Annotated in this window: 23 protein-coding genes; 22 read left to right on the top strand and 1 reads right to left on the bottom strand. The window is 35.4% G+C overall.

Going from position 1 to position 23,774, the window contains the following annotated elements:
• The first annotated feature begins 89 nt into the window (after positions 1–89).
• The 22 genes from ACHABU_RS05670 to ACHABU_RS05565 all read left to right on the top strand — a co-directional run bounded on the left by ACHABU_RS05670 (position 90) and on the right by ACHABU_RS05565 (position 22,418).
• A complete protein-coding gene (locus tag ACHABU_RS05670; RefSeq protein ID WP_435763208.1) occupies positions 90–1,181 on the top strand; it encodes an LLM class flavin-dependent oxidoreductase in 1,092 nt (363 codons plus the stop codon).
• A gap of 80 nt (positions 1,182–1,261) precedes the next feature.
• On the top strand, positions 1,262–1,660 hold the full coding sequence (locus ACHABU_RS05665; protein WP_435763206.1) for a nuclear transport factor 2 family protein: 399 nt from the start codon (positions 1,262–1,264) through the stop codon (positions 1,658–1,660).
• 305 nt (positions 1,661–1,965) lie between these two features.
• Positions 1,966–2,559 (top strand): TetR/AcrR family transcriptional regulator, encoded by a 594-nt coding sequence (locus ACHABU_RS05660; RefSeq protein WP_435763204.1) that lies wholly within the window; start codon positions 1,966–1,968, stop codon positions 2,557–2,559.
• Positions 2,560–3,227: 668 nt separating this feature from the next.
• Positions 3,228–3,428, top strand: coding sequence for a hypothetical protein (locus tag ACHABU_RS05655; protein WP_435763202.1), 201 nt, complete (start codon positions 3,228–3,230; stop codon positions 3,426–3,428).
• A 192-nt stretch (positions 3,429–3,620) separates the two neighbouring features.
• Entirely contained in the window at positions 3,621–4,829 is a 1,209-nt protein-coding gene (locus ACHABU_RS05650) for a YbfB/YjiJ family MFS transporter (protein WP_435763200.1), read from the top strand.
• 53 nt (positions 4,830–4,882) lie between these two features.
• Positions 4,883–5,104, top strand: a complete 222-nt coding sequence (locus ACHABU_RS05645) for an acyl-CoA thioesterase (protein WP_435763198.1) — start codon at positions 4,883–4,885, stop codon at positions 5,102–5,104.
• A gap of 697 nt (positions 5,105–5,801) precedes the next feature.
• A complete protein-coding gene (locus ACHABU_RS05640) occupies positions 5,802–6,839 on the top strand; it encodes a phosphotransferase family protein (protein WP_435763196.1) in 1,038 nt (345 codons plus the stop codon).
• Between the two features lie 44 nt (positions 6,840–6,883).
• Positions 6,884–8,542 (top strand): long-chain-fatty-acid--CoA ligase, encoded by a 1,659-nt coding sequence (locus tag ACHABU_RS05635; protein ID WP_435763194.1) that lies wholly within the window; start codon positions 6,884–6,886, stop codon positions 8,540–8,542.
• An 11-nt stretch (positions 8,543–8,553) separates the two neighbouring features.
• Positions 8,554–9,318: an SDR family NAD(P)-dependent oxidoreductase gene (locus ACHABU_RS05630; protein WP_435763192.1), complete on the top strand. Its 765-nt coding sequence runs from the start codon at positions 8,554–8,556 to the stop codon at positions 9,316–9,318.
• A 70-nt stretch (positions 9,319–9,388) separates the two neighbouring features.
• Entirely contained in the window at positions 9,389–10,600 is a 1,212-nt protein-coding gene (locus tag ACHABU_RS05625) for an acyl-CoA dehydrogenase family protein (protein ID WP_435763190.1), read from the top strand.
• A 155-nt stretch (positions 10,601–10,755) separates the two neighbouring features.
• Positions 10,756–11,604 (top strand): 3-hydroxyacyl-CoA dehydrogenase family protein, encoded by an 849-nt coding sequence (locus ACHABU_RS05620; protein ID WP_435763188.1) that lies wholly within the window; start codon positions 10,756–10,758, stop codon positions 11,602–11,604.
• A 122-nt stretch (positions 11,605–11,726) separates the two neighbouring features.
• Positions 11,727–12,500, top strand: coding sequence for an SDR family oxidoreductase (locus ACHABU_RS05615; RefSeq protein ID WP_435763186.1), 774 nt, complete (start codon positions 11,727–11,729; stop codon positions 12,498–12,500).
• A gap of 410 nt (positions 12,501–12,910) precedes the next feature.
• Positions 12,911–14,596 carry a long-chain-fatty-acid--CoA ligase gene (locus ACHABU_RS05610; protein ID WP_435763184.1) on the top strand — a complete coding sequence of 562 codons (1,686 nt, stop codon included), beginning with the start codon at positions 12,911–12,913 and terminating at the stop codon, positions 14,594–14,596.
• Positions 14,596–15,339, top strand: coding sequence for an SDR family NAD(P)-dependent oxidoreductase (locus tag ACHABU_RS05605; RefSeq protein ID WP_435763181.1), 744 nt, complete (start codon positions 14,596–14,598; stop codon positions 15,337–15,339). Before ACHABU_RS05610 ends, ACHABU_RS05605 begins: the two co-directional genes overlap by 1 nt.
• 28 nt (positions 15,340–15,367) lie before the next feature.
• A complete protein-coding gene (locus tag ACHABU_RS05600) occupies positions 15,368–15,778 on the top strand; it encodes an acyl-CoA thioesterase (protein WP_435763179.1) in 411 nt (136 codons plus the stop codon).
• A 25-nt stretch (positions 15,779–15,803) separates the two neighbouring features.
• Complete coding sequence (locus ACHABU_RS05595) at positions 15,804–17,366, top strand: class I adenylate-forming enzyme family protein (protein WP_435763177.1); 1,563 nt, start codon at positions 15,804–15,806, stop codon at positions 17,364–17,366.
• 63 nt (positions 17,367–17,429) lie between these two features.
• Positions 17,430–17,885 (top strand): FAS1-like dehydratase domain-containing protein, encoded by a 456-nt coding sequence (locus tag ACHABU_RS05590; protein WP_435763175.1) that lies wholly within the window; start codon positions 17,430–17,432, stop codon positions 17,883–17,885.
• A 16-nt stretch (positions 17,886–17,901) separates the two neighbouring features.
• A complete protein-coding gene (locus ACHABU_RS05585; protein ID WP_435763173.1) occupies positions 17,902–18,303 on the top strand; it encodes a MaoC/PaaZ C-terminal domain-containing protein in 402 nt (133 codons plus the stop codon).
• Between the two features lie 20 nt (positions 18,304–18,323).
• Complete coding sequence (locus tag ACHABU_RS05580) at positions 18,324–19,085, top strand: SDR family NAD(P)-dependent oxidoreductase (protein ID WP_435763171.1); 762 nt, start codon at positions 18,324–18,326, stop codon at positions 19,083–19,085.
• Positions 19,086–19,297: 212 nt separating this feature from the next.
• Positions 19,298–20,065, top strand: a complete 768-nt coding sequence (locus ACHABU_RS05575; protein WP_435763169.1) for a 3-hydroxyacyl-CoA dehydrogenase — start codon at positions 19,298–19,300, stop codon at positions 20,063–20,065.
• A 31-nt stretch (positions 20,066–20,096) separates the two neighbouring features.
• Positions 20,097–21,248, top strand: coding sequence for a thiolase family protein (locus ACHABU_RS05570; protein ID WP_435763682.1), 1,152 nt, complete (start codon positions 20,097–20,099; stop codon positions 21,246–21,248).
• A 39-nt stretch (positions 21,249–21,287) separates the two neighbouring features.
• A complete protein-coding gene (locus tag ACHABU_RS05565) occupies positions 21,288–22,418 on the top strand; it encodes a CaiB/BaiF CoA transferase family protein (protein WP_435763167.1) in 1,131 nt (376 codons plus the stop codon).
• A 498-nt stretch (positions 22,419–22,916) separates the two neighbouring features.
• Here ACHABU_RS05565 and ACHABU_RS05560 read toward each other — a convergent pair whose 3' ends face one another.
• Positions 22,917–23,540 carry a TetR/AcrR family transcriptional regulator gene (locus ACHABU_RS05560; RefSeq protein WP_435763165.1) on the bottom strand — a complete coding sequence of 208 codons (624 nt, stop codon included), beginning with the start codon at positions 23,538–23,540 and terminating at the stop codon, positions 22,917–22,919.
• Positions 23,541–23,774 lie beyond the last annotated feature (234 nt).

Here is a 23,774-nt window from a genome sequence, read left to right as displayed (position 1 = left end):
TTTAGGAAATGAACTAACGATTACGATCAGTCTAACGCGGTATTAATAGCAATTATTAATATAAAATTCAAAAAAAGGGGAAGATAAAAATGGAATTTGGAATGTTTTATGTACTTGAATCACCAGATGGGGAGTTTAAGCGGGCTTATGATGAGATGCTAGGTCAAATTGAATATGGGGAGGAGCTAGGATTTGATTCGGTGTGGCTTGCAGAACATCATTCTACTGCATATGGATCCATTCCTAACCCAGCAGTTGCAATGGCAGCTATAGCTGAACGTACGAAAAAAATAAAAATCGGTTCTCTTATTTCAGTTTTACCTTTAGGGAATCCAATTAGAATTGCGGAAGATTATGCAATGGCAGACATTATCAGTGGTGGTCGTCTACAATTTGGTGTAGGGCGCGGATACCAGCCAACTGAATTTAAACAATTAGGTGTCAGCATGGAGAGAACTAGAGCACGTTTTAAAGAAGAATTAGAAATCATTACTGGTCTTTGGGAAAACGAGAGTTTTAGCTATGACGGAGAATTTTATCAGCTAGATAATGTTACACTTAGACCAAGACCAATTCAGAAAAAAATACCGACTTATGTTGGTTCAATTAGTCCGGAAACATTTGATTTAGTGGCTAATATGGGACTGAACATAGCTGCAACACCTACATTATCTACCTTAGATGAATTAAAAGGTCAATTAAAAGATGCAAGGGAAACTTTAATTAGTAAAGGAATGAATAAAAAAGACATTGATTTTGTTGTAAACTTACAAATGCATGTTGCTGATAATGCAGAGGTAGTATTTGAAAAAACGCAAGATTACTTTGATTGGTATTTTGACTATGTTGGGCAATTAGTTCCTGGTGGAATGGTGCCAGAAACAGGTGAAAGGCAAGAAATACCTGAATCGTATGAAGCTTTCGGAGAAGTGGCGAAGAGCATGACTGGTATTACTTATGATCAATTACGTCAAGCTGGAACAATTCATGTTGATGGTCCACAAAAGCTAATTGAAGAAATCGAAGAGATGCAAGAGACTTTTGGATTAACGCAATTAAGCTGCTGGCAACGAATTGGTGGAATGTCTGACAAATTAGTTCGTGAATCAATGGAAAGAATGGCAACGGATGTCATTCCATATTTCAAAAAGAAAGCAGCGAAGAAAAAAGCATATCGTTAATCTATCCAGAGGTTTCTAGATTTTAGCTATATTCAATGAGAAATTCTTCATTCAAATTTAAAAAGAAGGGATTTGAAATATTGAATTTAGAAGAGAACAAACAGATTGTTAAGGAGTTCATGGAAGTATTCTCCACTGGAAACATTGATAAATTCCTAACCTATATGTCAGATACAGCGACATGGTGGGTTGCTGGCAACATTGAAGGGGTGTCAGGCGAAAAGAATATGCACGAATTTAAAGAAATGAATTCAGGTTTGGCTACAGCAACGAAGGAAGCGGCTATTAAACTGACTCCTCTTGCTTGGACAGCTGAAGGAAATAGAGTTGCAGTAGAAACAGAATCTTATGCTGAAATGACGAATGGAAAAGTATATAACAATCTGTATCACTTCTTATTTATTGTAGAGGATGGAAAAATCCAGAAAGTAAAAGAATTTCTTGATACAGAACATACGAGGGAAGTTTTTCTAGGTTAATGATAAAGAAGAGAACGAAAGCTGTTCTCTTCTTGTTATATTTAGCCATGATGACTGCAAAATCTGTTCTAGAACATTGGTATTAAATTAACACTAACAAAATCTCTAAGTGCAGATTATGAATATATCTGTGAAGATTACATTGCGATGATTAGTCCACGCTAACTATTAAGTGTGGACATTGTTTTATATTTGCATAATCCCGCTAAAAAAGACCATTTTTTTCTATAAGTTATAGAAAATGAATACGAGTTAAAAACAACAAACATATAGAATGATTTATAAAGTAAAAAGGGGGTGGAAATATGCCATCACTGAGAGAAAAAAAAACAGCTAAGAAAAAAGAGGAAATTCTTCAATCAGCAATAAGCTTAATAACTGAAAAGGGTTACCACAATACAACAATGGAAGATATCGCTGCGAAGCTATTAATGACAAAAGGGTCTGTATATTATTATTTTAAGGATAAACAAGATTTATTATATCAAAGCTATAAAATGCTTTTGGAGAATAGTATTAATCGATTTAATGAAGTTATGAAATATTCATTACCAGTTGACGAGAAGTTAAGAAAGGCTATGCAGGCACATACTGAATACCTCATCACACAAAAAAACGGTTTTGAAACAGGGATGAAACCAGAACACTTCTTTGATGGAGTAGAACTACTGGTAATATTAGATTTACGTTCAGAATATGCTACGTGTTTTGATGAAATCATTACAGCAGGGATTGAAGCTAACTTATTTAAAGAAATGGATATTAAGATAGTTAGAAACCTAATCTTAGGAGCTCTGAATTGGGTTATACAGTGGTACTCTCCCGATGGTAATAAGAATAAAGAGGAGTTGGCAGAAACAATTTCCAATCATTTAATGTGTATACTCATAAAAAGCTAATTCTAATCTAACAATAGACGGAAATTTTTAACCAGAACATAAATGTGCTTTCATTAAATATTTAAAGTTAAAAATATAATGTTAAGGGATAGAACTTAGTGAGAAAATTGATAAAGGTTAAAAAATGTAACATTAGAATTGATGGAAATTTTAGGAAGCTGGCTTCCTGTATACTATTCGTTATTTTTAGTAGTAAAAATCCTTATATTTGTATCTTTATACCTGCTTCCTTTTGGCACAATGCGTTTACTAATCATATTCCAAAGTAAACTTCGCATTAAACTTCCTTCGCAGGGAAGGCATCCGATTAGAAAAAAAGTATTTATTGAAGCTTGTCGATGCTGCTAAAGGAGGCTGAGGTATAAGCGATTTCATCATAAAAAGGGAATCTTAATGTAAACATTAATAATAATTTAAAATGATTAAAAGGGTGTGAAGATAGAACCAAATGATGAACATTCATAGTAATCTTCAAACTTATGCGTATCTTCATCTTCCTGACCTGTTATTTGTACAAAAATATCAAAATATATTCGGTGTGAACCGAGGCGTTTATAATACGATTGATGAAATCCTATATGAAAAGTGAATAAGAGAGATAGTCAACAGACGTGAGGAAATATTATATTTTTTGCTATATTTGCATAATGTAAACGGGATTAAGGAAAATGGGGAAATTAACTTTAAAGAACACAGCCTATCTTCAAATAAGTTTTACTTTGAAACAACAAATATATAATAAAGAAAATGATTTGATTTCTGAAGGCATTATGAAACATGTAATGTTTAATATGAAAGACAGAAAAAGTATTCCGGTAGTTTTAGAAATCAGATCTGCATTTGAAAATGTAAAGGAAGATACTAAATAAATTGAGAATATAAGCCAATTGCTGTATATATAGCAATTATTTAAGCAACAGTTTATAAATAATGGAAGTAACGGAAAAAGTAAATGATAGAATATATTCAACTTGCATGGACATCACAATCATTTTAAGAAATAAGTTCACCCAGTTTTAATAAAGATTTTTTCATTATTGCGTAGAAATTAGGTGGGAGTGGTGAGCGAAAGAAAATATGTTTGGAAGTATGCATTTCTAGGGCTTATGATAACAGTTAGTATAATAGGGTTTGGTAGGATGGCTTACGGTATACTGGTTCCCTTCATGATGGATAGTCTTTCTCTTACATACGGGCAAGCGGGAGTATTAGGAACCTCGACTGCTGTTGGCTATTTAGCAATGGTTTTATATACGGGGATTTTAGCAGCAAAGTGGGGTTCTAAACGACTTGTAGTAATCGGTACATTAATCGTAGGTTGCGGCTTGTTTTTCCTTGCAGCAATTCAAAGTTTTACTAGTGCTATAATAATAATGGCAATTCTTGGTATTGGGACAGCTTTTGCTTATACCCCAATAGTTAATATAGTGGTTGGTTGGTTTCCAGAAAGAAAGGGTCTGTTAATTGGTTTTCTTTTAAGTGGGATTGGTTTGGGCACGTTTATTCCAAGTTTATTAATACCAACTTTCATAAATATCTTTTCAGATAATGGTTGGAGAGCTCTTTGGTTATTATTTGGTTTATTATCAATTCTTGTTGCAATTATTGCACATACTTTTTTGAGTGACCCACCAGTCCCTTTACTTAAGGATGACCAGAAAGAAACGTCACTTCTTCGTGCTGTATATTTTAATAAAAAGGTTGTTCTTGTTGCCTTTATTTACGGTCTCATGGGGTTTGCATATTTAATCCCACAAAACTTTTACTTTAGTTATATTTTAGAATCGAATATCAATTCCTTTACTGCTGGAAGGGTAATGAGTTTAGGTGGACTTATGTCTGTCTTCAGTGGTCCTTTATGGGGGGCAGTTTCAGATAAAGTAGGTCGCAAAAAGTCCCTACTTATTGCTCTATTTTTGGCAATAATTGCAATGATTATACCGGTTTTCTTTCCAGTTTTAATCGGATTCACAATCAGCCAATTCATTTGGGGTGTTACAATAGTCGGAATGTTTTCACTTATCCAGGCACTTGCAACAGACCAAACACTTGCTTACCACGCGCCAGTTGCTTTGGCATATGTAACCGTATATTTTGCTGTTGGTCAATTAATGGGCCCAGGGATTGGTGGATGGATCATTGAATATCTAGGTAGTATCCCTGTAGCATTAGTTTTTTGTAGCTCTCTTTTAACCTTGGCTTTCCTGTTATCGGTACGACTGGAAAAAGATGCGGTGGTTATGAGTGATGCAATGAGAAAAACTTTATAAACATTGAGCAAGAATAATAAACTTGAAGGACAAGATGGGGAGTTGAATATAAAATGAAGACTAAGTTCACTCGAAATATAAGAGAATCAGATATTGATATATTAGGACATGTAACCTATACAACGTACATAGAGCTGATGACTGAGGCGAGAACGGATTGGGTGGCTCAGCTCATTGCGCCTATGGAAGTAATGACGAACGAGATTGGAATTGCATATCCGGTTGTCCATATTAGTCGAAATAATGCTACTGCTTCGTTAAAATCTACACTCTAGATTGCCCCATAAAGTAATAATTGAATAAATATTATAAAATATTCTGATAAGGATTATTATTTGATCCCTCATTTACCAAGTGGGGGTGAAATCTCCCCATTTCTACATATGGATTATTACATTTTATTACCTATTTTTACCGAGAACCACTTTTACTTTTCAATATTTGCCCCTTACTGGAATCGGAATCATAGCATGTAGCATAATTATTTTATCTGTAAAAAGATTAAATGCCATTAGGGCTTATCATCGTTGGATTTGCAGTATTATTTTTTTCCGGAACACCATTGATAGAAGGCATGTACAATGGTTTTTTAGAAATACGAAAAGTAATAAGCTTATATTAATATATTTTATAGGCTAATTTACCTCCTTAAAAAATTACACTTTTCTTAATTAACAATATATTAAATAATTTACCTGTTGCGTGAATTTTCGGATATGTTATAATAATCTTAATTATACTATCTGGTTAGTTAGTGAACATAAAGTATTTGCTTAAAAAGCGATAGTATTTCAAAGATAATGAAAGCGGTTGCTTAAATACACATTAAATGAAGAGGAAAGTATTACTTTTATCTACTGGGCGTAATTAATTGAAGATATAACTACTAATTTAATCCAGTATGCAGAACTTATTTTAAAAGGAATAACGAAATTTAAATTGATTTCATAAAAATAAAGGGGGACAATAAAAATGGAAATCGAATCGCAACAAAAGATAGATTGGGATGTAGTAGAAAACTATATTCGTTCAAAAGTTGACAATCTTACGGAAGAAAAAATGCAAGTAAAAAAGTTTACTGAAGGGTACTCCAACTTAACGTATCTAATTACGATTGGTGAATGGGAAGCAGTCCTTCGAAGACCACCTTTTGGTTATGTACCACCTAAAGCACATAATATGGAACGAGAGTATCGAATACTAAACAAAGTCCATCCCGTTTTCCCGTTAGCACCAGAAGTGTTTTTTTATTGTGAAGACCCGGAAATTATGGACAAACACTTCTATATTATGGAAAGAAAAAATGGAATTGTTGTTGATAAGGAAATACCAGAACAGTATGGCGATTCACCTGAGGTAGGACAAAAGATTTCACAAGCTGTTGTTTCTACATTAGCTCAACTGCATTCTATCAATTATAAAGCAGCAAAACTAGAAAGTTTAGGAAAACCAGAAGGATATTTAAATAGACAGGTGCTGGGGTGGACCGAACGATTCCATCGTACAAAAAGTGATGATATCGCCTATGCTGATGAAATAGAAAAGTGGTTAATAGAAAAAATGCCTAGCGAAGGTAAGGCTACTATCGTACACAATGATTTCAAGCTAAATAATATGTTACTTGATTATCATGATCCTAGAAAAGTGGTTGGAGTATTTGATTGGGAACTCTCGACCATTGGTGACCCATTAACGGATTTAGCATCTTCTTTAGTTTACTGGGGAGAACCGGGAGATATGGATATGGGGATAAATGTTGTGACGGATAAACCTGGCTTTTTATCAAGAAGAGAATTTTTAGAAGAGTACTCAAAATTGACGGGCAATGATGTTTCAGAAATCAATTATTATTTAACATTTGGCTTTTATAAACTAGCCGGCGTTTTGCAACAACTTTATTACCGCTGGAAGATTGGTGAGGCAAAAGATGAACGTTTCTCCACTTTAAATCAAAGTGTAGCTAACTTAGTAGCAATGGCAAATGAGGCTAAGAATAACAGGATATTATAATCTTTCTAGTATTTATTTACCTGTATGAGGGGGAGAGTAGAGCAATGAATACTGCTCATTATCAATTTTGGCCAGAACGATTACCGAAAACATTAATCATTCCCGATACAACTTTAGTAGATAATTTGGAAGCAACGATGACAAAGTATCCCAATAATATTGCATTTCATTTTTATGGTGAAAAATACACATATCGCCAAGTATATAATGAGGTAATTAATTTAGCGGGATACTTGCAGAATGTGCTACATGTAGAAAAGGGCGAAAAAGTTCTCTTATTTATGCAAAACTCGCCTCAGTACATCATTAGCTTTTATGCGATTTTACGTGTAGAAGCAATTATCGTTCCTATTAATCCTATGAGTACAAGAGAGGATTTAGAGTTTTTTGTTAAGGATTGTAATATTAGACAGGCAATTGTTGGCCAAGAACTCTATGAAAAGGTCTCTCCTTTGAAGCAGACTACTTCATTAAAAAACATTATTATTGCATCCTATTCCGATTATATTAACAAAGATTTAGCGCTTGGTGTAATTCCTAACATCGTATTGGAGGAGCCTATTAAAGTAAATGAAGCGATTCATTGGAAAGAAACCGTTGCTAAGAATGAAAAACCGTCTACATATAACGGGGCAAACAAAGATATCGCGCTAATCCCATACACATCAGGTACTACTGGACTACCAAAAGGCTGTCTTCATACACATGCAACAATACAAACGAATACACATAGTTCTTACCATTGGTTCAATAAAAATTCTGATTCTGTTGCATTAGCAAGCTTACCAATGTTTCATGTTTCTGGTTTGATTCATAGTATGTTAGCTATAAATTTAGCAGGTGGAACAATGATCATTCTAACACGCTGGGATCGTGACTATGCAGCAAAAGCAATTGAGAAATTCCAAATCACACACTGGTTCAATATAAGTACAATGTTAATTGACTTTCTATCGAATTCAAAATTAAATAAATTTAATATTTCGTCACTTCAAATGATAGGTGGAGGTGGTGCGCCATTACCAGCAGTAGTTGGAGAGGAATTGTATGATTTGACGGGATTACGTTATATCGAAGCTTATGGTCTTACGGAAACAATCTCACAAACACATCTTAATCCGACTCAACGACCGAAATTGCAGTGCCTTGGAATACCATCATTTGGTGTGGACGCAAGAGTCATTGATCCAATTACAGAAGAAGAAAAGGGTGATGATGAAGAGGGAGAACTAATTGTCCATGGTGATCAAATATTTAAGGGTTACTATAACAGAGTAGAAGAGAATGAAGACGCCTTTATCGAGGTTGATGGAAGGAAGTTTTTCAGAACAGGTGATATTGTAATTCGGGATAAAGAGGGTTATTACTTTATGGTTGATAGGCTGAAACGTATGATAAATGCTTCAGGATTTAAAGTGTGGCCAACCGAAATTGAATCAAAACTTTATAAACACCCTGCAGTACAACAAGCTTGTGTTGTTGGTGTGCCGGACAAAAAACGAGGGGAAACGGTAAAGGCATTTGTAATCGTAAATAATGAATATATTGGAAAAATTAAAGAAGAAGAGATTATGGACTGGGCACGAGAAAATATGGCGGCGTATAAATATCCAAGAATTGTGGAGTTTAGAGATAGTCTTCCAACAACAAGCAGTGGAAAAATATTATGGAAACAACTCCAGGAAGAAAGCCCAATATTGTAAGGAGGAATAAAATGAAAATACCAAGTTTTTCTCTAGAAAATAAAGTTGCACTTGTAACAGGAGGGAGTAAAGGGATTGGTTTTGGAATGGCTGCTGCATTAGGTGAGTATGGAGCGAGCGTAACAATAGCTAGTCGAGGAATTCAAGATTTAAAGAAAGCAGAAAAAGACTTAACAGAACGCGGAATAAGATCAAAAGGTTTTCAAGTTGATGTAACAGATAAGGAGCAAGTGGAAAAACTAATTCAGGACATTGTAACGGAATTTGGTCAACTAGATATCCTAGTAAACAATGCCGGAATGAATATTCGCAAACCACTTGTAGAAATAGAAGAAGCTGATTGGGATAAAGTTCTGACTACGAATCTAAAAGGGGTTTTTCTTGTTGGTCAAGCTGTGGCAAAACAAATGATTAAACAGAAATCCGGGAAAATCATCAATATATCATCTATTTTGGGCCAGATTGGTAATCCATTTCAATCTAGCTATGCAGCAAGTAAAGGGGGGATTAATCAAATCACTAAAGTATGGGCAGATGAATTAGCAGATCACGGAATTAATGTAAACGCTATAGCACCTGCATATATTCGCACACCAATGACAGAAGATTGGCTTTCTGATAAGGCACGCTATGAAAAAATTGTAAATAGTACAATGCTAAAACGAGTTGGAGATATGGAGGATTTAGCGGGGCCAGTTGTCTTTTTAGCATCGGATACTTCAGCTTACATAACTGGACAAATATTAGCAGTTGATGGTGGATGGACAGCAAAGTAACAAGATAAATTGAACGCCAATAACTATAGCAATGATAAATATATGAAAAACTAACTAGGGAGGAATTATAATGGACTTTAATTATTCAGAGAAGACAAAGGAATTGCAAGCGAAGTTAACGGGATTTATGGATGAATATGTATATGAAGCTGAAATAATCTATGAACAACAACTAAATGAGGGTGAATCTCGTTGGAATATACCCCCAATTATTGATGAATTAAAAGAGAAAGCAAGAAAGCAAGGACTGTGGAACTTATTTTTACCTGAAGCACATAATCCATATGGATTAACGAACCAAGAATATGCTCCATTAGCAGAAATTATGGGGCGCTCATTAATTGCACCTGAAATTTTTAACTGTAATGCTCCAGACACGGGGAATATGGAAGTATTTTTAAAGTATGGAACGGAAGAACAGAAAAATGAATGGTTAAAACCTTTATTGGACGGAAAAATTCGCTCAGCTTTTGCAATGACTGAGCCTGATGTAGCCTCATCTGACGCTACGAACATAGAATGTAGTATAGAACGTGATGGAGATGAATATATAATAAATGGTAGGAAATGGTGGACAACAAATGGGGTTGATCCACGCACTAAAATTATAATTGTTATGGGTAAGACCGAGCCAGAGGCAGATAGACATAAACAACAATCGATGGTGCTTGTTCCAATGGATACGCCAGGTGTGAAAATGGAGCGACCACTTTCCATTTATGGATACGATCATGCACCAACAGGACATGCAGAAATCTCATTCAATAATGTGCGTGTGCCAGTTGAAAATATTTTACTGGGAGAAGGAAGAGGGTTTGAGATTGCCCAAGGTAGACTTGGACCAGGTAGAGTCCATCATTGCATGCGGGCAATAGGTGCAGCAGAACGTGCGCTAGAATTAATGTGTAAGAGAGCAGAATCACGAGAAACATTTGGAAAGAAACTATCCGAACAAGGGGTTATTCGTGAGTACATTGCAGATTCTAGAATTGATATTGAACAAGCTAGACTATTAACTCTAAAAACAGCTTTTATCATGGATGAACAAGACAATAAAGCTGCTAGAAAAGAAATTGCTATGATTAAAGTTGCGGTTCCTAAGATGTGTCAAGAAGTAATCGATCGTGCTGTCCAAGTCCATGGTGCTGGAGGAGTATCTCAAGTAACGCCACTTGCAGAACATTGGGCGAACGCAAGAACTTTAAGATTGGTAGATGGACCAGATGAGGTGCATCGTCGCGATATTGGAAGATTAGAACTTCGACAATATCAAGGAAAGTAAATTTTGGTTATAAATTTATAGTGAAGATTAATTAGTATATGAAATTTAGACTAATTAATTCTTTTATAAAGTAAATTAATTCGTCAACATTGCTATAAAAACTAAAACTATAAAATATTTTAGAGTTATCAATTTATATGTTGGAGGTAGATATAATGTCTGATTCACTATTAAATTCTTGTGAAACAGTATTTGTTGTTGGCTGCGGTTTAATGGGAGCGGGAATCGCTCAAGTAACTGCTCAAGCAGGTCTCGGCGTTGTGATTTATGATCGAACAGAAGCAGACTTAGAAAGAGGAAAAAGACAAATTACAAAAGGAATTTCTAAAAAAAATGAGGCAGATCAACAAGCCATCTTAAATCGTATTACTTTTACAACTAACATGAATGATGGTAAAGATGGAGACCTAGTAATTGAAGCAGTACCTGAAAGATTAGAGATTAAGAAAGAGGTCTTTAAGCAATTAGATAGTCTAATGAAACCAGAAGCAATTTTAGCAAGTAATACATCTTCTTTATCAATTGCTGCAATTGGTTCTGTAACAAAGCGGCCAGAGAAAATAGTTGGTTTACATTTCTTTAGTCCTGTCCCAGTTATGACGTTATTAGAAATTGTTCGTGGTATTAAGACAGATGATACAACAATTAAATTTGCAGAAGCTTTTGCTGAAAAAATCGATAAAAAAACAATTGTTGCTCAAGATTACCCAGGTTTTACAGTAAACCGTGTATTGGTACCTATGTTGAATGAAGCGGCTTTTCTTGTCATGGAAGGTAATAGCCCGGAAGACATTGACCGTGGGATGATGCTCGGTACAAATCAACCAATCGGTCCGTTGAAATTAGCCGACATGGTAGGAATCGATGTACTTTTCCATACATTAGTAAGTCTCTATGAAGGATTTAATGACTCAAAATACCGTCCTTGCCCATTGCTGCGAAGAATGGTAGAAGCAAATCAACTAGGGAAGAAATCAGGAAAAGGTTTTTATAATTATAGTTAATAGATAAAAAGCGTTATTAATGAAATGACCAAGAATATATTTATTATACTTACAAGCTCCATTGGCCAAGGGTTATATCTAGTTAAAAATATTGTATTACTTATAATTAAAGGAGGAAATTCATGAGTGTATTAGACCTATTTAAATTAGAAGGAAAAACAGCAATTGTTACAGGTGGTGGACGAGGGTTAGGCGCACAAATTGCAGAAGCCTACGCAGAAGCTGGCGCAAATGTAGTTGTTTGTTCACGTAAAGTAGATGGTTGTATTGAAATGAGTGAGAAACTAAAGAAATTCGGAGTTGACTCTCTAGCGTTCGCTTGTGATGTAACCAATGTAGATGATGTTAAAAAAGTCGTAAGTGAAACCTATAAGCATTTTGGAAGAATTGACATCTTAGTAAATAACAGTGGCGCTTCATGGGGTGCTACAGTATTAGATATGCCAATTGAAGCGTGGCATAAGGTAATGAATGTTAATGTTACAGGTACATTTTTAATGTCACAAGAAGTCGGAAGAATAATGGTGGAACAAGAGAGCGGGAAAATAATTAACATCGCATCGGTTGCAGGTCTAAAGGCTACTGACCCAAGATATTTAGATGCAATTGGCTATAATACTAGTAAAGCTGCTGTTGTTAATTTTACAAAGGACCTTGCTGTAAAATGGGGAGCGTACAATATCAATGTCAATGCGATAGCACCAGGTTTTTTCCCGACAAAAATGTCGAAAGGTGTTCTGGAAAAGAGTGGGGAGCTAATTTTAGAGCGAACCCCACTAGGGAGATTAGGAGACAATACAGATATCAAGGGTGCAGCATTATTTTTAGCATCAAGCGCCTCGAATTATGTAACGGGAGATATTCTGTCTGTCGATGGAGGAATGAACGCGTTATAACACAGAACAAACCCCTGAGTAATTATTCCTTACTTAGGGTTTTTCACTTTAATATATTCGTGCAAAACCTGATCTTATTTACAACTTATTAAAATGAAATAACTTTAAAGAATAGTAAAATTATAATATTTAGAAAAATAATACTTTACAGTTAAATTATGAACGTTTATAATAATAGCAATGAATAAACTTTTTCTTGATGAGCACCACTTAGAAAACTTTAAGAAAGATTATATTCACTCATACTTAAAAAACATACACCATTAATAAAAAATATATTAACTTATTCTTAACATAATAGATAATAAGGATTAAAATTCCACATCAAAAATGTAAGCGCCTACAAAATGTGTTCTCTTTGGAGGGTATTAACCACAATCTAATTTAATTTGAAAAAAGGAGAGTTTAGGTTGAAAAATGTAAATCATTTCAAATATTGGCCGAACCGAGTAGCAAAATCGTTAACGATTCCTGAGACAACGCTGTTCGAGAACTTAGAAATTTCCGCGAAAAAGTATCCAGAGAAGATAGCTTTACACTATTATGGTGGAACATATACGTATAGTGAAATAATTAAGGAAGTGGAATTCCTTGCAGGATATTTAGAAAAAGAGTTGCATGTGCAGAAAGAAGAAAAGATATTGTTATTCATGCAGAATTCACCTCAATATATCATCACTTATTTAGCAATTCTCCGTGTACGAGCGGTTGTTGTACCAATTAATCCTATGAGTACGACGAATGATTTAGAGTTATTTGTGAAAGATTGTGATATTAAAAATGTAATTATAGGACAGGAGCTATTTGATAAAGTATATCCATTACAGGTACAAAAATTAATAGATAATATTATCGTAGCTACCTACTCAGATTATGTACATGAAGAAGATGCACTAGGTGAATTGCCTTCAGAAGTTAGTAATCCAGTAAAAGAATTGGAAAATACTATTTTATGGAGCGAAATAATTAATGAGAGATACGAAGCTTCTATTTATAAAGGGAAGATTGATGATGTTGCAGCGATACCGTACACATCAGGGACTACAGGACTATCTAAAGGTTGTGTTCATACAAATAAAACCATATTAGCAAATGTAATTGGTCCGTATTACTGGATGGATTACTCTTCGGATGCGGTGGTGTTAACAACACTTCCACTCTTTCATGTTACGGGATTAGTTCATAGTGCACTTACTCCATTATACGCAGGAAGTACAATGGTTATTTTAACAAGATGGGATAGAGATTACGCGGCCAAGGCCATTGAAAAATTTGAATGTTCCCATTGGATCAATATCAGTACCATGCTAATTGATTTTTTAGCGAATCCTAATCTAGGTAATTTTGATATTTCTTCTCTTGAATTTATTGGAGGTGGAGGCGCTTCTCTTCCAGAAGCAGTGGGAAACCAGTTATACAGACGAACAGGCTTAAGGTATGTGGAAGGGTATGGTTTAACAGAAACAATCGCACAAACCCATTTTAATCCACCAGACCGACCAAAAATGGAGTGTTTAGGTGTACCAGTATTTGATTTAGATGCAAGAATTATCGACTTGAGTAATGGAGAAGAACTTGGTCCAAATGAAGAAGGCGAATTAATAGTTCATGGGCCACAATTGTTCAAAGGTTACTATAATCGCGAAGAAGAAAATAGGGATTCGCATATTGAAATTGATGGAAAGCTATTCTTTAAAACAGGCGACATTGTAAAAATGGATGAAGAAGGATATTTCTATATCATTGATCGTTTAAAACGAATGATTAACGCAGCGGGTTATAAAGTTTGGCCAACAGAAGTAGAATCTATACTATATAAACATCCTGCAATCCAGCAGGCGTGTGTAGTCAGTGCACCAGATCCAAAACGAGGAGAAACGGTAAAAGCCTACGTCATATTAGAAGATAACTCTAAAGGGAAGGTTTCAGAAGAAGATATCATTGAATGGTCAAAGGATCAAATGGCTGCTTATAAACGTCCTAGAATTGTACAAATTAGAGAAACTTTTCCTACAACAGCTAGCGGGAAAATCTTGTGGAGACAATTGCAAAAGGAAACGGAAGAGAATAAAACTGAAATTGAAAGGATGATTTAATGCGTTTAGAAAATAAAGTTGCAATTATAACTGGTGCTGGTGGAGATATTGGTAGGGCAACAGCGCTTCGATTTGCGGAAGAAGGTTGCCGAATTGCTGTTGCAGACATACGTGAAGAAGCGGGTGCACATACGGTAGATTTAATTAAAGAAAATGGTGGGCAAGCATTTTTTGTTCGAACGGATGTAACGAGTCCTGAAGATATTGAAAACATGGTAAATGTAACAATCGATACGTTTGGTAAGCTGGATATATTATTTAATAACGCGGGTGTAAATATCGATGAAAGTAAAATTCCAGACGTATCACTCTCGGATTGGCAAAGAGTAATGGATATAAACCTTAATGGTGTATTTTTAGGAATGAAATATGCCATTCCGAAGATGGAATCAGGAAGTGCGATTGTAAATACGGCTAGTATTGCTGGGATTAAAGGTCAAAAGCTCTTGTCTGCATACACGGCTTCCAAAAGTAGTGTTATCGCACTAACCAAAGCTGCTTCAACCGAATTTGGAAGGGAAAATATTCGTGTCAATGCCATCGCTCCAGGTGTTATTGATACAGACATGGTAGAAGATTGGAAAAACTCTAATAAATGGTCAGCATTATCAACGGCTAATGCTTTAAGGAGAGTTGGAAAAGCAACGGAAATAGCCAACGCCGTGTTATTTTTATCATCTGATGAGGCTTCATTCATTACTGGAGAGACATTAATCATCGATGGTGGGACGTTAAATCTTTAAAATAAGGCTTGGGGAGGAGGATTAAAAAATGCATGAAATAGAAGTCTATGTTCGATTTAGTGAGACAGATGCAGCAGGACATGTGAATAACACAAGTTATTTTATATATTTTGAAGAAGCACGAATAAAGTATCTTGAACAGATAAGCAAGGATAGTAAGAGAGATTTTCTTCCGTCCAATGTGATACTTGTTACCACATCTTGTGACTACATTGCACAAGCCTATGCAGGAAAAATACTTAAAATTACTACAGAGGTTTCCCATGTTGGAAACAAAAGTTTTAGAGTAGATCATGTACTTACACTTGCTGATACTGGAACAGTTATTGCAAAAGGTACAGCTGTCCTTGCCTGCTTTAATTATGAAGAACAAAAAACGGTGCCGATTCCAGATGAAATAAGAGTGCTCTTAGAACGGAAGCTAGTTAGCAAATTATAGTTGTTTATAAAAGGGAGGGCTGGTGATGCCAAATAAATTCGCAGTGCTTCATCATTTATTTAGAAAAAATATAACAAATTCCGGCGAGAAAACGGCCTTAGTATTTGAAGAAGAAAAGCTTAGTTATTTAGAATTAAATAAAGCAGCAAATAAAGTTGCCCATGCATTAATCCATAATAAAATAGAACCAAATTCTCGTGTTGCATTATTATTGGAAAATAGTTTGGAGTACGTTATCTGTGATGTAGGAATCATATATGCCGGTGCAACGAAAGTTCCACTTAATTATATGTTAGCTGAAAAAGAGATTGCATATATCCTTAATGATTCTGGTGCAGAAATATTGATTGTGGATGAAGATTCTTTTGACAAAATACAAAAAATATCCGCTATTATCCCAAATGTGAAATTAATTGTTGGCGTTTCGAATTCAGATTTTCTTCCCGATGGATTTATGTCTTGGGAAGATTTTCAAGGAAAACAGCCAGAAACTGTTGTAGAGGTCCATGTTAAGCCTACGGACATGGCTGGAATTATGTATACAGGAGGAACAACTGGTAGACCAAAAGGGGTTGTCCATGACCAAAAAAATGTTATAAATTATATATTTACCCATATCACAGAACTTGAAATTCAACATGATGAAAAGATTCTGCTTCATTCACCTTTACCACATTCTGCTGGACTAGTGTTACAGGCAGGACTACTTAAAGGAGCGGAAAATTGGATTGAGAAAAAATTTAATCCTTCTATTGTTTTAGATCGAATTAGTAAGAATAAGATAACATTCACCTTTTTAGTCCCTACTATGATTTACCGTTTGCTTGATCAAGCGGAGAAGAATAAGGATGACTATAGTTCTTTACGTACCGTTATGTACGGAGCGGCCCCTATTGATGTGGAACGTTTAAAACAAGGGCTTTCCATCTTTGGAAGTGTTTTTGTACAAATCTATGGACAGACAGAAGCGCCAAATCTTATTACTAAGTTACGGAAAGAAGACCACCGTTTGGATGCTCAAAATCGACTGAATAGTTGTGGTCAGAGTGTAACGATGAGCTTTGTAAAAATAGTCGATGAAAATGGAAAAGAGGTTCCAAAGGGAAAAGAGGGTGAAATTATAGCAAGTACACCTTATAATATGGTGGAATATTTCCGAAACCCTGAGACGACGGAAGCTACTTTAATTGGTGGGTGGGTTTATACCGGTGATATAGGCAAAATGGATGAAGATGGTTATGTTTATTTATTAGACAGAAAAAAAGATATGATTATTAGTGGTGGATTAAATATATATTCTGTTGAAGTGGAAAATGTTCTCTTAAAACATCCCGGAGTAAAAATGGTTGCCGTAATAGGTGTTCCTCACTCTGATTGGGGCGAGCAGGTAGTGGCTATTATTGTTACTAATGAAGGCTACACACTTTCAAAAGAAGAAGTTCTGAAACATTGTGAAGACTTAACGAAATATAAACGACCAAAGGTTGTTTATTTTGTAGACAGTCTCCATCTAACTCCATATGGAAAAATAGATAAAAAGAAAATTAAAAGCTCATTTTTATTAAAAAATGAAAAAAGTTTCAACTAAAATATCTTAATATTTCAAAATAATCCATATTTACTGTTTGAACAATTTTGGAAGGAGGGTATTATGAAAAGCAGCATTGATAAGATTATTGGAATGGAATTTGAAACCTATACTTTTAAAGTAGAACATGGGAAAATAAAAGAATTTGCTCGAGCAATTGGTGATGATAACTTGATATATCAAGATCTTGAATTCGCTAAGAATAATGGGTACGAAGGGATTCCGATTCCACCTACTTTTTTAACTGCTGTTGACTGTTTTGGAGGACTTAATTTTGAGGAGAAGGTAAACATCCTTCAACTTAATTTTGTTAATGTACTTCATGGGCAACAGGAGTATGCATATTTAAAAGACATTTATGTAGATGATGTGCTCACAGTTACTTCGAAAATAACGGGTGCAGAATTAAAGAAAGGTTCCACTGGTTTAATGGATATTATTACAACAGAAAATTCATACATAAACCAGAGTGACGAATTGGCCGCGCTTTCAAAAGAAGTGATTATTCATAGGCACTAAAGGGAGGGAGTTTACGATGAGAAAGGAGTATAAAATTGGTGATGCATTTCCGGTAATAAAATCAGATGAAATTACTAGAGTCCAATTAGTTAAATATGCAGGCGCATCGGGTGATTTTAACCCACTGCATACTGTTGAAGAAGTTGGTGAAAAAGCTGGTACTGGTGTAATTGCACATGGCATGTTAATAATGGGAATCGCTTCTAGAGAAATAACAAAATGGTTTCCTAGAAAAAAACTAAAAAAATTCAGTGTTCGCTTTAAGGGTATGACTCGACCTGGAGAATCTATTCAGATAACAGGAACAGTAATAGAAATAAGGAATGATCATATATTAGTGGGGGAAGTGCTTGCTAGTAATTTACAGGATGAAGTAAAGATGTCAGGTACCTTTGAAGTAGAAATAAAGTCAAAATAATGATATGTGAGGTGAAGAGTGTGGAATCGGTTGAAAAATTATATTCACTCGAAGGAAAAACAGCACTTATTACGGGTGGTAGTAGGGGCCTAGGGAAAGAAATGGCAATTGCCTTTGCAAAAGCAGGGGCAGATGTAATTATTGTAAGTCGGACGCTTGAAGCTTGTCAGGAAGTCGCTGCAGAGGTTGAAGCACTTGGGAGACGTGCACTTGCCTATTCTTGTCATACAGGCAGGTGGGAAGATATTAATCAGCTTGTGGAAGATGTTTATAAGGAGTTTAATAAAGTCGATATTCTTGTCAATAATGCAGGGAAATCACCGCTTTATGACTCGCTAGCGGATGTAAATGAAAAACTGTGGGATAGCGTATTGGCAATCAATTTAAAGGGTCCATTCCGATTATCTTCACTTATTGGTCAAAAAATGTATGAAAGTGACGGCGGCTCGATTATCAATATTAGTAGTACAGCAGCAACGAACCCAACACCAAAAGAAGTACCGTATGCTGCCGCAAAAGCTGGTTTAAATACATTGTCCCTTGCTATGGCAAAAACGTATGGTCCAAATGTTCGTGTAAATAGTGTGATGCCAGGTCCGTTTTTAACAGACATTTCGAAGGCTTGGGATGAAAGTGCTTTGAAAAAAATTGAACAAGAATCTTTTCTTAACCGTGGTGGAGAGCCTCATGAAATCGTTGGTATTGTTCTTTACCTTGCATCTGATGCAGCGAGTTTTACAACGGGTGCTGTAATACCAGTAGATGGCGGATATTTGAAATAGATTTAGTACTGGAAGTATGAATTGTGTTTGTGTAGATTGTATTATATCGATAATTCTTCAGCGAGAAGATTTATTAGGATGCGATAGAATATTTCACGTTTTTATTTTGTATCGGTATTTTTATGTCATTTTTTTGAACTAAAAGTTTAATTTTGAATAATAAGCACTTTAAATGGTTTTTTTTAAAATTAAATAGATAAGGAGAGGAAAAAATGAAATTAGATTCAAGTATTGCATTTGTAACAGGTGGAGCCTCAGGATTAGGTGAAGCAACAGTAAGAAATATCATTTCAAATGGTGGAAAAGCAGTTATTGCAGATTTACAAGAAGACAGAGGTATAAGTCTAGCGGAAGAGCTTGGGGAAAATGCTCTATATGTGAAGACAGATGTAACGGATGAAGAGAGTGTTCAAGCAGCATTGAACGAGGCGGTAGAGTCTTTTGGGAAAATCAATATTACTGTTAATTGTGCTGGTATCGGTTTGTCTAGGAAAGTAGTTGGAAGGAAAGGAGTGCATGATTTAGACTCATTTACGAGAGTAATCCAGATTAATTTGATTGGAACTTTTAATGTTATTCGTTATGCTGCAGAGAAAATGAGTGAAAACACACCAAATGAAGAAAATGAAAGAGGCGTTATCATTAATACAGCATCTGTTGCGGCATTTGATGGACAAATGGGACAGGCTGCATATAGTGCTTCAAAAGGTGGAATTGTTGGTATGACTTTGCCTATTGCTAGAGATTTGGCGAGTTCAGGAATTCGTGTGATGACGATAGCACCTGGACTATTTAAAACACCATTGTTTGCAACATTACCTGATAAAGTAATCAATGCATTAGAGGAGATGACACCGTTTCCACCTAGATTAGGTGAACCAAGTGAGTATGGATTACTTGTAAAGAGTATCATTGAAAATCCGATGTTAAACGGAGAAGTCATTCGCTTAGATGGCGCTATCCGAATGCAACCAAAATAAAATAAATCTTAAAATGGAGAGGAAAATGATGATGCGTGAAGCAGTTATTGTTGAAGCGGTTAGAACACCAGTAGGGAAACGTAATGGAGCATTAAGTGGTATACGTGCAGAGGATTTAGCTGCAAAACCGCTAGAAGAAGTAATAAAACGCGCTGGTATCTCAGCGGAACTAGTAGAAGACGTGATCCTAGGCTGTGTAAGTCAGGTTTCTGAACAAGCATTCGATATTGCAAGACAAGCAGCGCTAATTGCTGGGTATCCAGTACATGTACCAGGTACTACAATCGACCGCCAATGTGGTTCAAGTCAGCAGGCAGTTCATTTTGCAGCACAAGCAATTATCAGTGGAGATATGGACGTCGTGGTTGCTGGTGGAATAGAAAACATGTCAAGAGTACCGATGTTTTCAAATATGCAAGGGGCAGAATTAGCAAATTCATTAACTTCTAAATATGAAATTATTAATCAAGGATTATCTGCGGAAAGATTAGTAGAAAAATGGGGATTGACGCGTGAACAATTAGATGAATTTTCTCTCGCAAGCCACCAAAAAGCACTTCAGGCAATAAAGGAAGGTCGCTTTGAACGAGAAATCATGCCTTTGGAAGTAACAATGCCTGATGGTACGAAGAAACTGCTCAAGGATGACGAGGGACCACGAGAAAATACAAGTCTGGAAAAACTGGCTACCTTAAAAACAGCGTTCAAAGATGATGGGGCAATTACACCAGGTAACTCTAGTCAAATTAGCGATGGCGCATCTGCTTTATTATTAATGTCTCGTGAAAAGGCAGAAGAGCTTGGTTTAAAACCCCGTTTTCGTGTGCTTGCTCGATCCGTAGTTGGTTCTGATCCGACCTTAATGTTGGATGGACCTATTCCAGCAACTAAAAAAGTACTGGAAAAAGCCGGGTTATCAATTGGCGACATTGATATTTTTGAAGTAAATGAAGCTTTTGCCCCTGTACCATTAGGATGGTTAAAAGAAACAGGAGCAGATCCTAAGAAATTAAATCCAAATGGTGGTGCGATAGCCTTGGGTCATCCACTTGGTGCTAGTGGCGGACGCTTAATGATTACGATGTTACATGAGTTAGAGCGTACGGGTACGAGATATGGCCTGCAAACCATGTGTGAAGGACATGGTATGGCAAACGCTACAATTATTGAAAGATTAGATTGAGAACTAATCATTTCGAAAAAGGAGAGAGGGGAAAGTGAGATGCCATTAAAATCAATACGAGTACTTGATCTAACAAGGCTATTACCGGGTCCATATTGTACAATGGTATTAGCAGACTTTGGAGCAGAAGTTATTAAAATTGAAGAACCTCAGCTAGGTGATTATGTCAGATTTCAGGAACCAAAGATAGATGAAAATAGTGCTTTTTTTCATTCTTTAAATCGTAATAAAAAAAGTGTTGCAATAAATTTGAAGTCTGAGGAAGGGAAAGCTGCCTTTTTAAAGTTAGTAGAGTCTACAGATGTTGTAGTAGAATCATTCCGTCCAGGTGTAATGGACAGACTTGGAATCGGTTACGAGAAATTAAAGGAAATAAATCCTTCTATTATATACTGTGCAATTACTGGCTATGGGCAAACAGGTCCATATGTCGAGAAACCAGGTCATGATATTAATTATATGAGTTATGCAGGTCTATTAGATATAATGGGAGAAAGGGATGGAGACCCAGTTGTTCCGGCAGTCCAGGTCGCTGATATCGGAGGTGGCGCGCTTCCTGCAATAATTGGTATTTTACTAGCATTAATGGATAAGGATAAATCAGGTAAAGGACAAGTTGTAGATATTGCAATGATGGATAATATCATTCCTTGGTTGCAAACGACATTGCCGGATTATATAGCTACTAAAGAATTACCAAAAAGAGGCGAACTTACTTTGAGTGGTGGGAAAGCTTGCTATGGTGTTTACAAAACAAAAGATAATAAATACTTATCTGTAGGTTCCCTTGAACCGAAGTTTTGGGAGGAATTTTGTAATGCAATTGAAAGAAAAGATTTAATTTCTCAATTGGATGCACCGCTGGAAGAACAATACCGTATGAAATATGAAATTCAACAAAAACTCATAGAGAAAACACAGGCAGAGTGGGACGAAATCTTTTCAACGTATGATACATGTGTTGCACCAATTTTAACTTTTGAAGAAATGATGGAAGATCCACAAGTTATTGCCCGTGAAATGATTAAGGAAGTAGAACATCAAACCCTAGGTAAAATTAAACAAATTGGTATACCTATTAAGTTATCAGAAACTCCAGGAGAAATTCGAACTGTAGCACCAAAACTGGGAGAGCATACGCAGGAAATTTTAAAAGATATAAAAGTATAAAAAAAGCTGCAAAGAGTTTCTAATCTCTTTGCAGCTTTTTAATTGTTATGCATGTTAACCATCGAATTACATAGACTTTTGGTTTAGCCAAGGTGTAGCATGTAATAAAAACACTTTTGCAATTTCTATTAATCACATATGAGCAGTATTCGTGCTTCTGTATGTTACATATTTTTGAGATGTCTGAAAATTGATCGTGGCTTCATCATACTTTCCAGTAATGCCTAGAAGAGGCTTGGTTATCTGGTCGGCAATATCTACGTAACTCTGATCGATTTCTCATTAAGTGCCACAGTAGCTCCATCTTTAGTTGTTTTTTTCTTTGTATAGGGCTAGCTTTTTAACATAATTGACGTTTGGGATGTCTATCACGGAGCAACCGTCAAAGTTAAAATCTAATGGAGTGAAAGTCTCCTGTCAACAATTGACCGGTTCGAATGGCTATTTACTCCGTAATTACTCATTTTTAATTAGTTGTGATTTTTAACTTTTTCATCATCAACTCGTTTTATTCGTATAAGCAGTAAGCTGTTCAATAAATAATTTCATCGATTCTCTACCATAATTACTGAGTTTTAACTCTGGATCTTTTAAGAGACAAAAGTCTAGATATAGGCCTCTATAGTAAGTAAGAATTGATTGCACATAGTATCCAATTGGTTTCTTTGGTGAAAACTGACCAGACTGTTCTGCTTGTTGGAAAATATTAATCATAATTTTATATAATCTTCTATCTTTATTTATTACAAGTGATTCTTTTTCATTTTTGGATAATTGACTTGAAAGAACGATGGATAAGAATTCATATCCGATATCGTCACAGAATTGAAAACCTGCGTGTAATACTTTATAAATTTGTTCTTTAAGTGCAACATTCGAAAGGTGATTGGATACTTCCTCGTATACATCATCGATTTGATTGTAGTGCTCTATGATAACATCATCTTTTGATTTGAAATAAGTATAAAAACTTCCTTTAGAAGTACCAGCCATTTCTGTGATTTCCTCTATATGTACATTTTCGAACCCTTTTTCTTTAAATAACCTAATTGCAGAGTTATACAATGAAGTCTTTGTTTCTTGCGCTTTAAATGCACGTGTTTTAATAGTCTTTTTTTTCATTGTTCCTACCACCCCATTATATTTTAAATGATATGTCAACTATTAATATACCCTGAATTTTTAACAATGATAGAGTAAATATTATGATGACACTTTAACAAATAATATTCTGACTAATTTATAAATTCTTTATAAAAAGAACTTGCATAATAAACTAACTAATATTATAATTGACCAAAGTCATTAAATCAAGTCATTGAATTGAGTCAATAGAATATGTGAACAATAAAATTC

Source organism: Oceanobacillus sp. CF4.6 (assembly GCF_051262635.1).
Taxonomy (GTDB): domain Bacteria; phylum Bacillota; class Bacilli; order Bacillales; family Amphibacillaceae; genus Oceanobacillus.
This window is presented reverse-complemented; position numbering and strand designations above follow the sequence as displayed.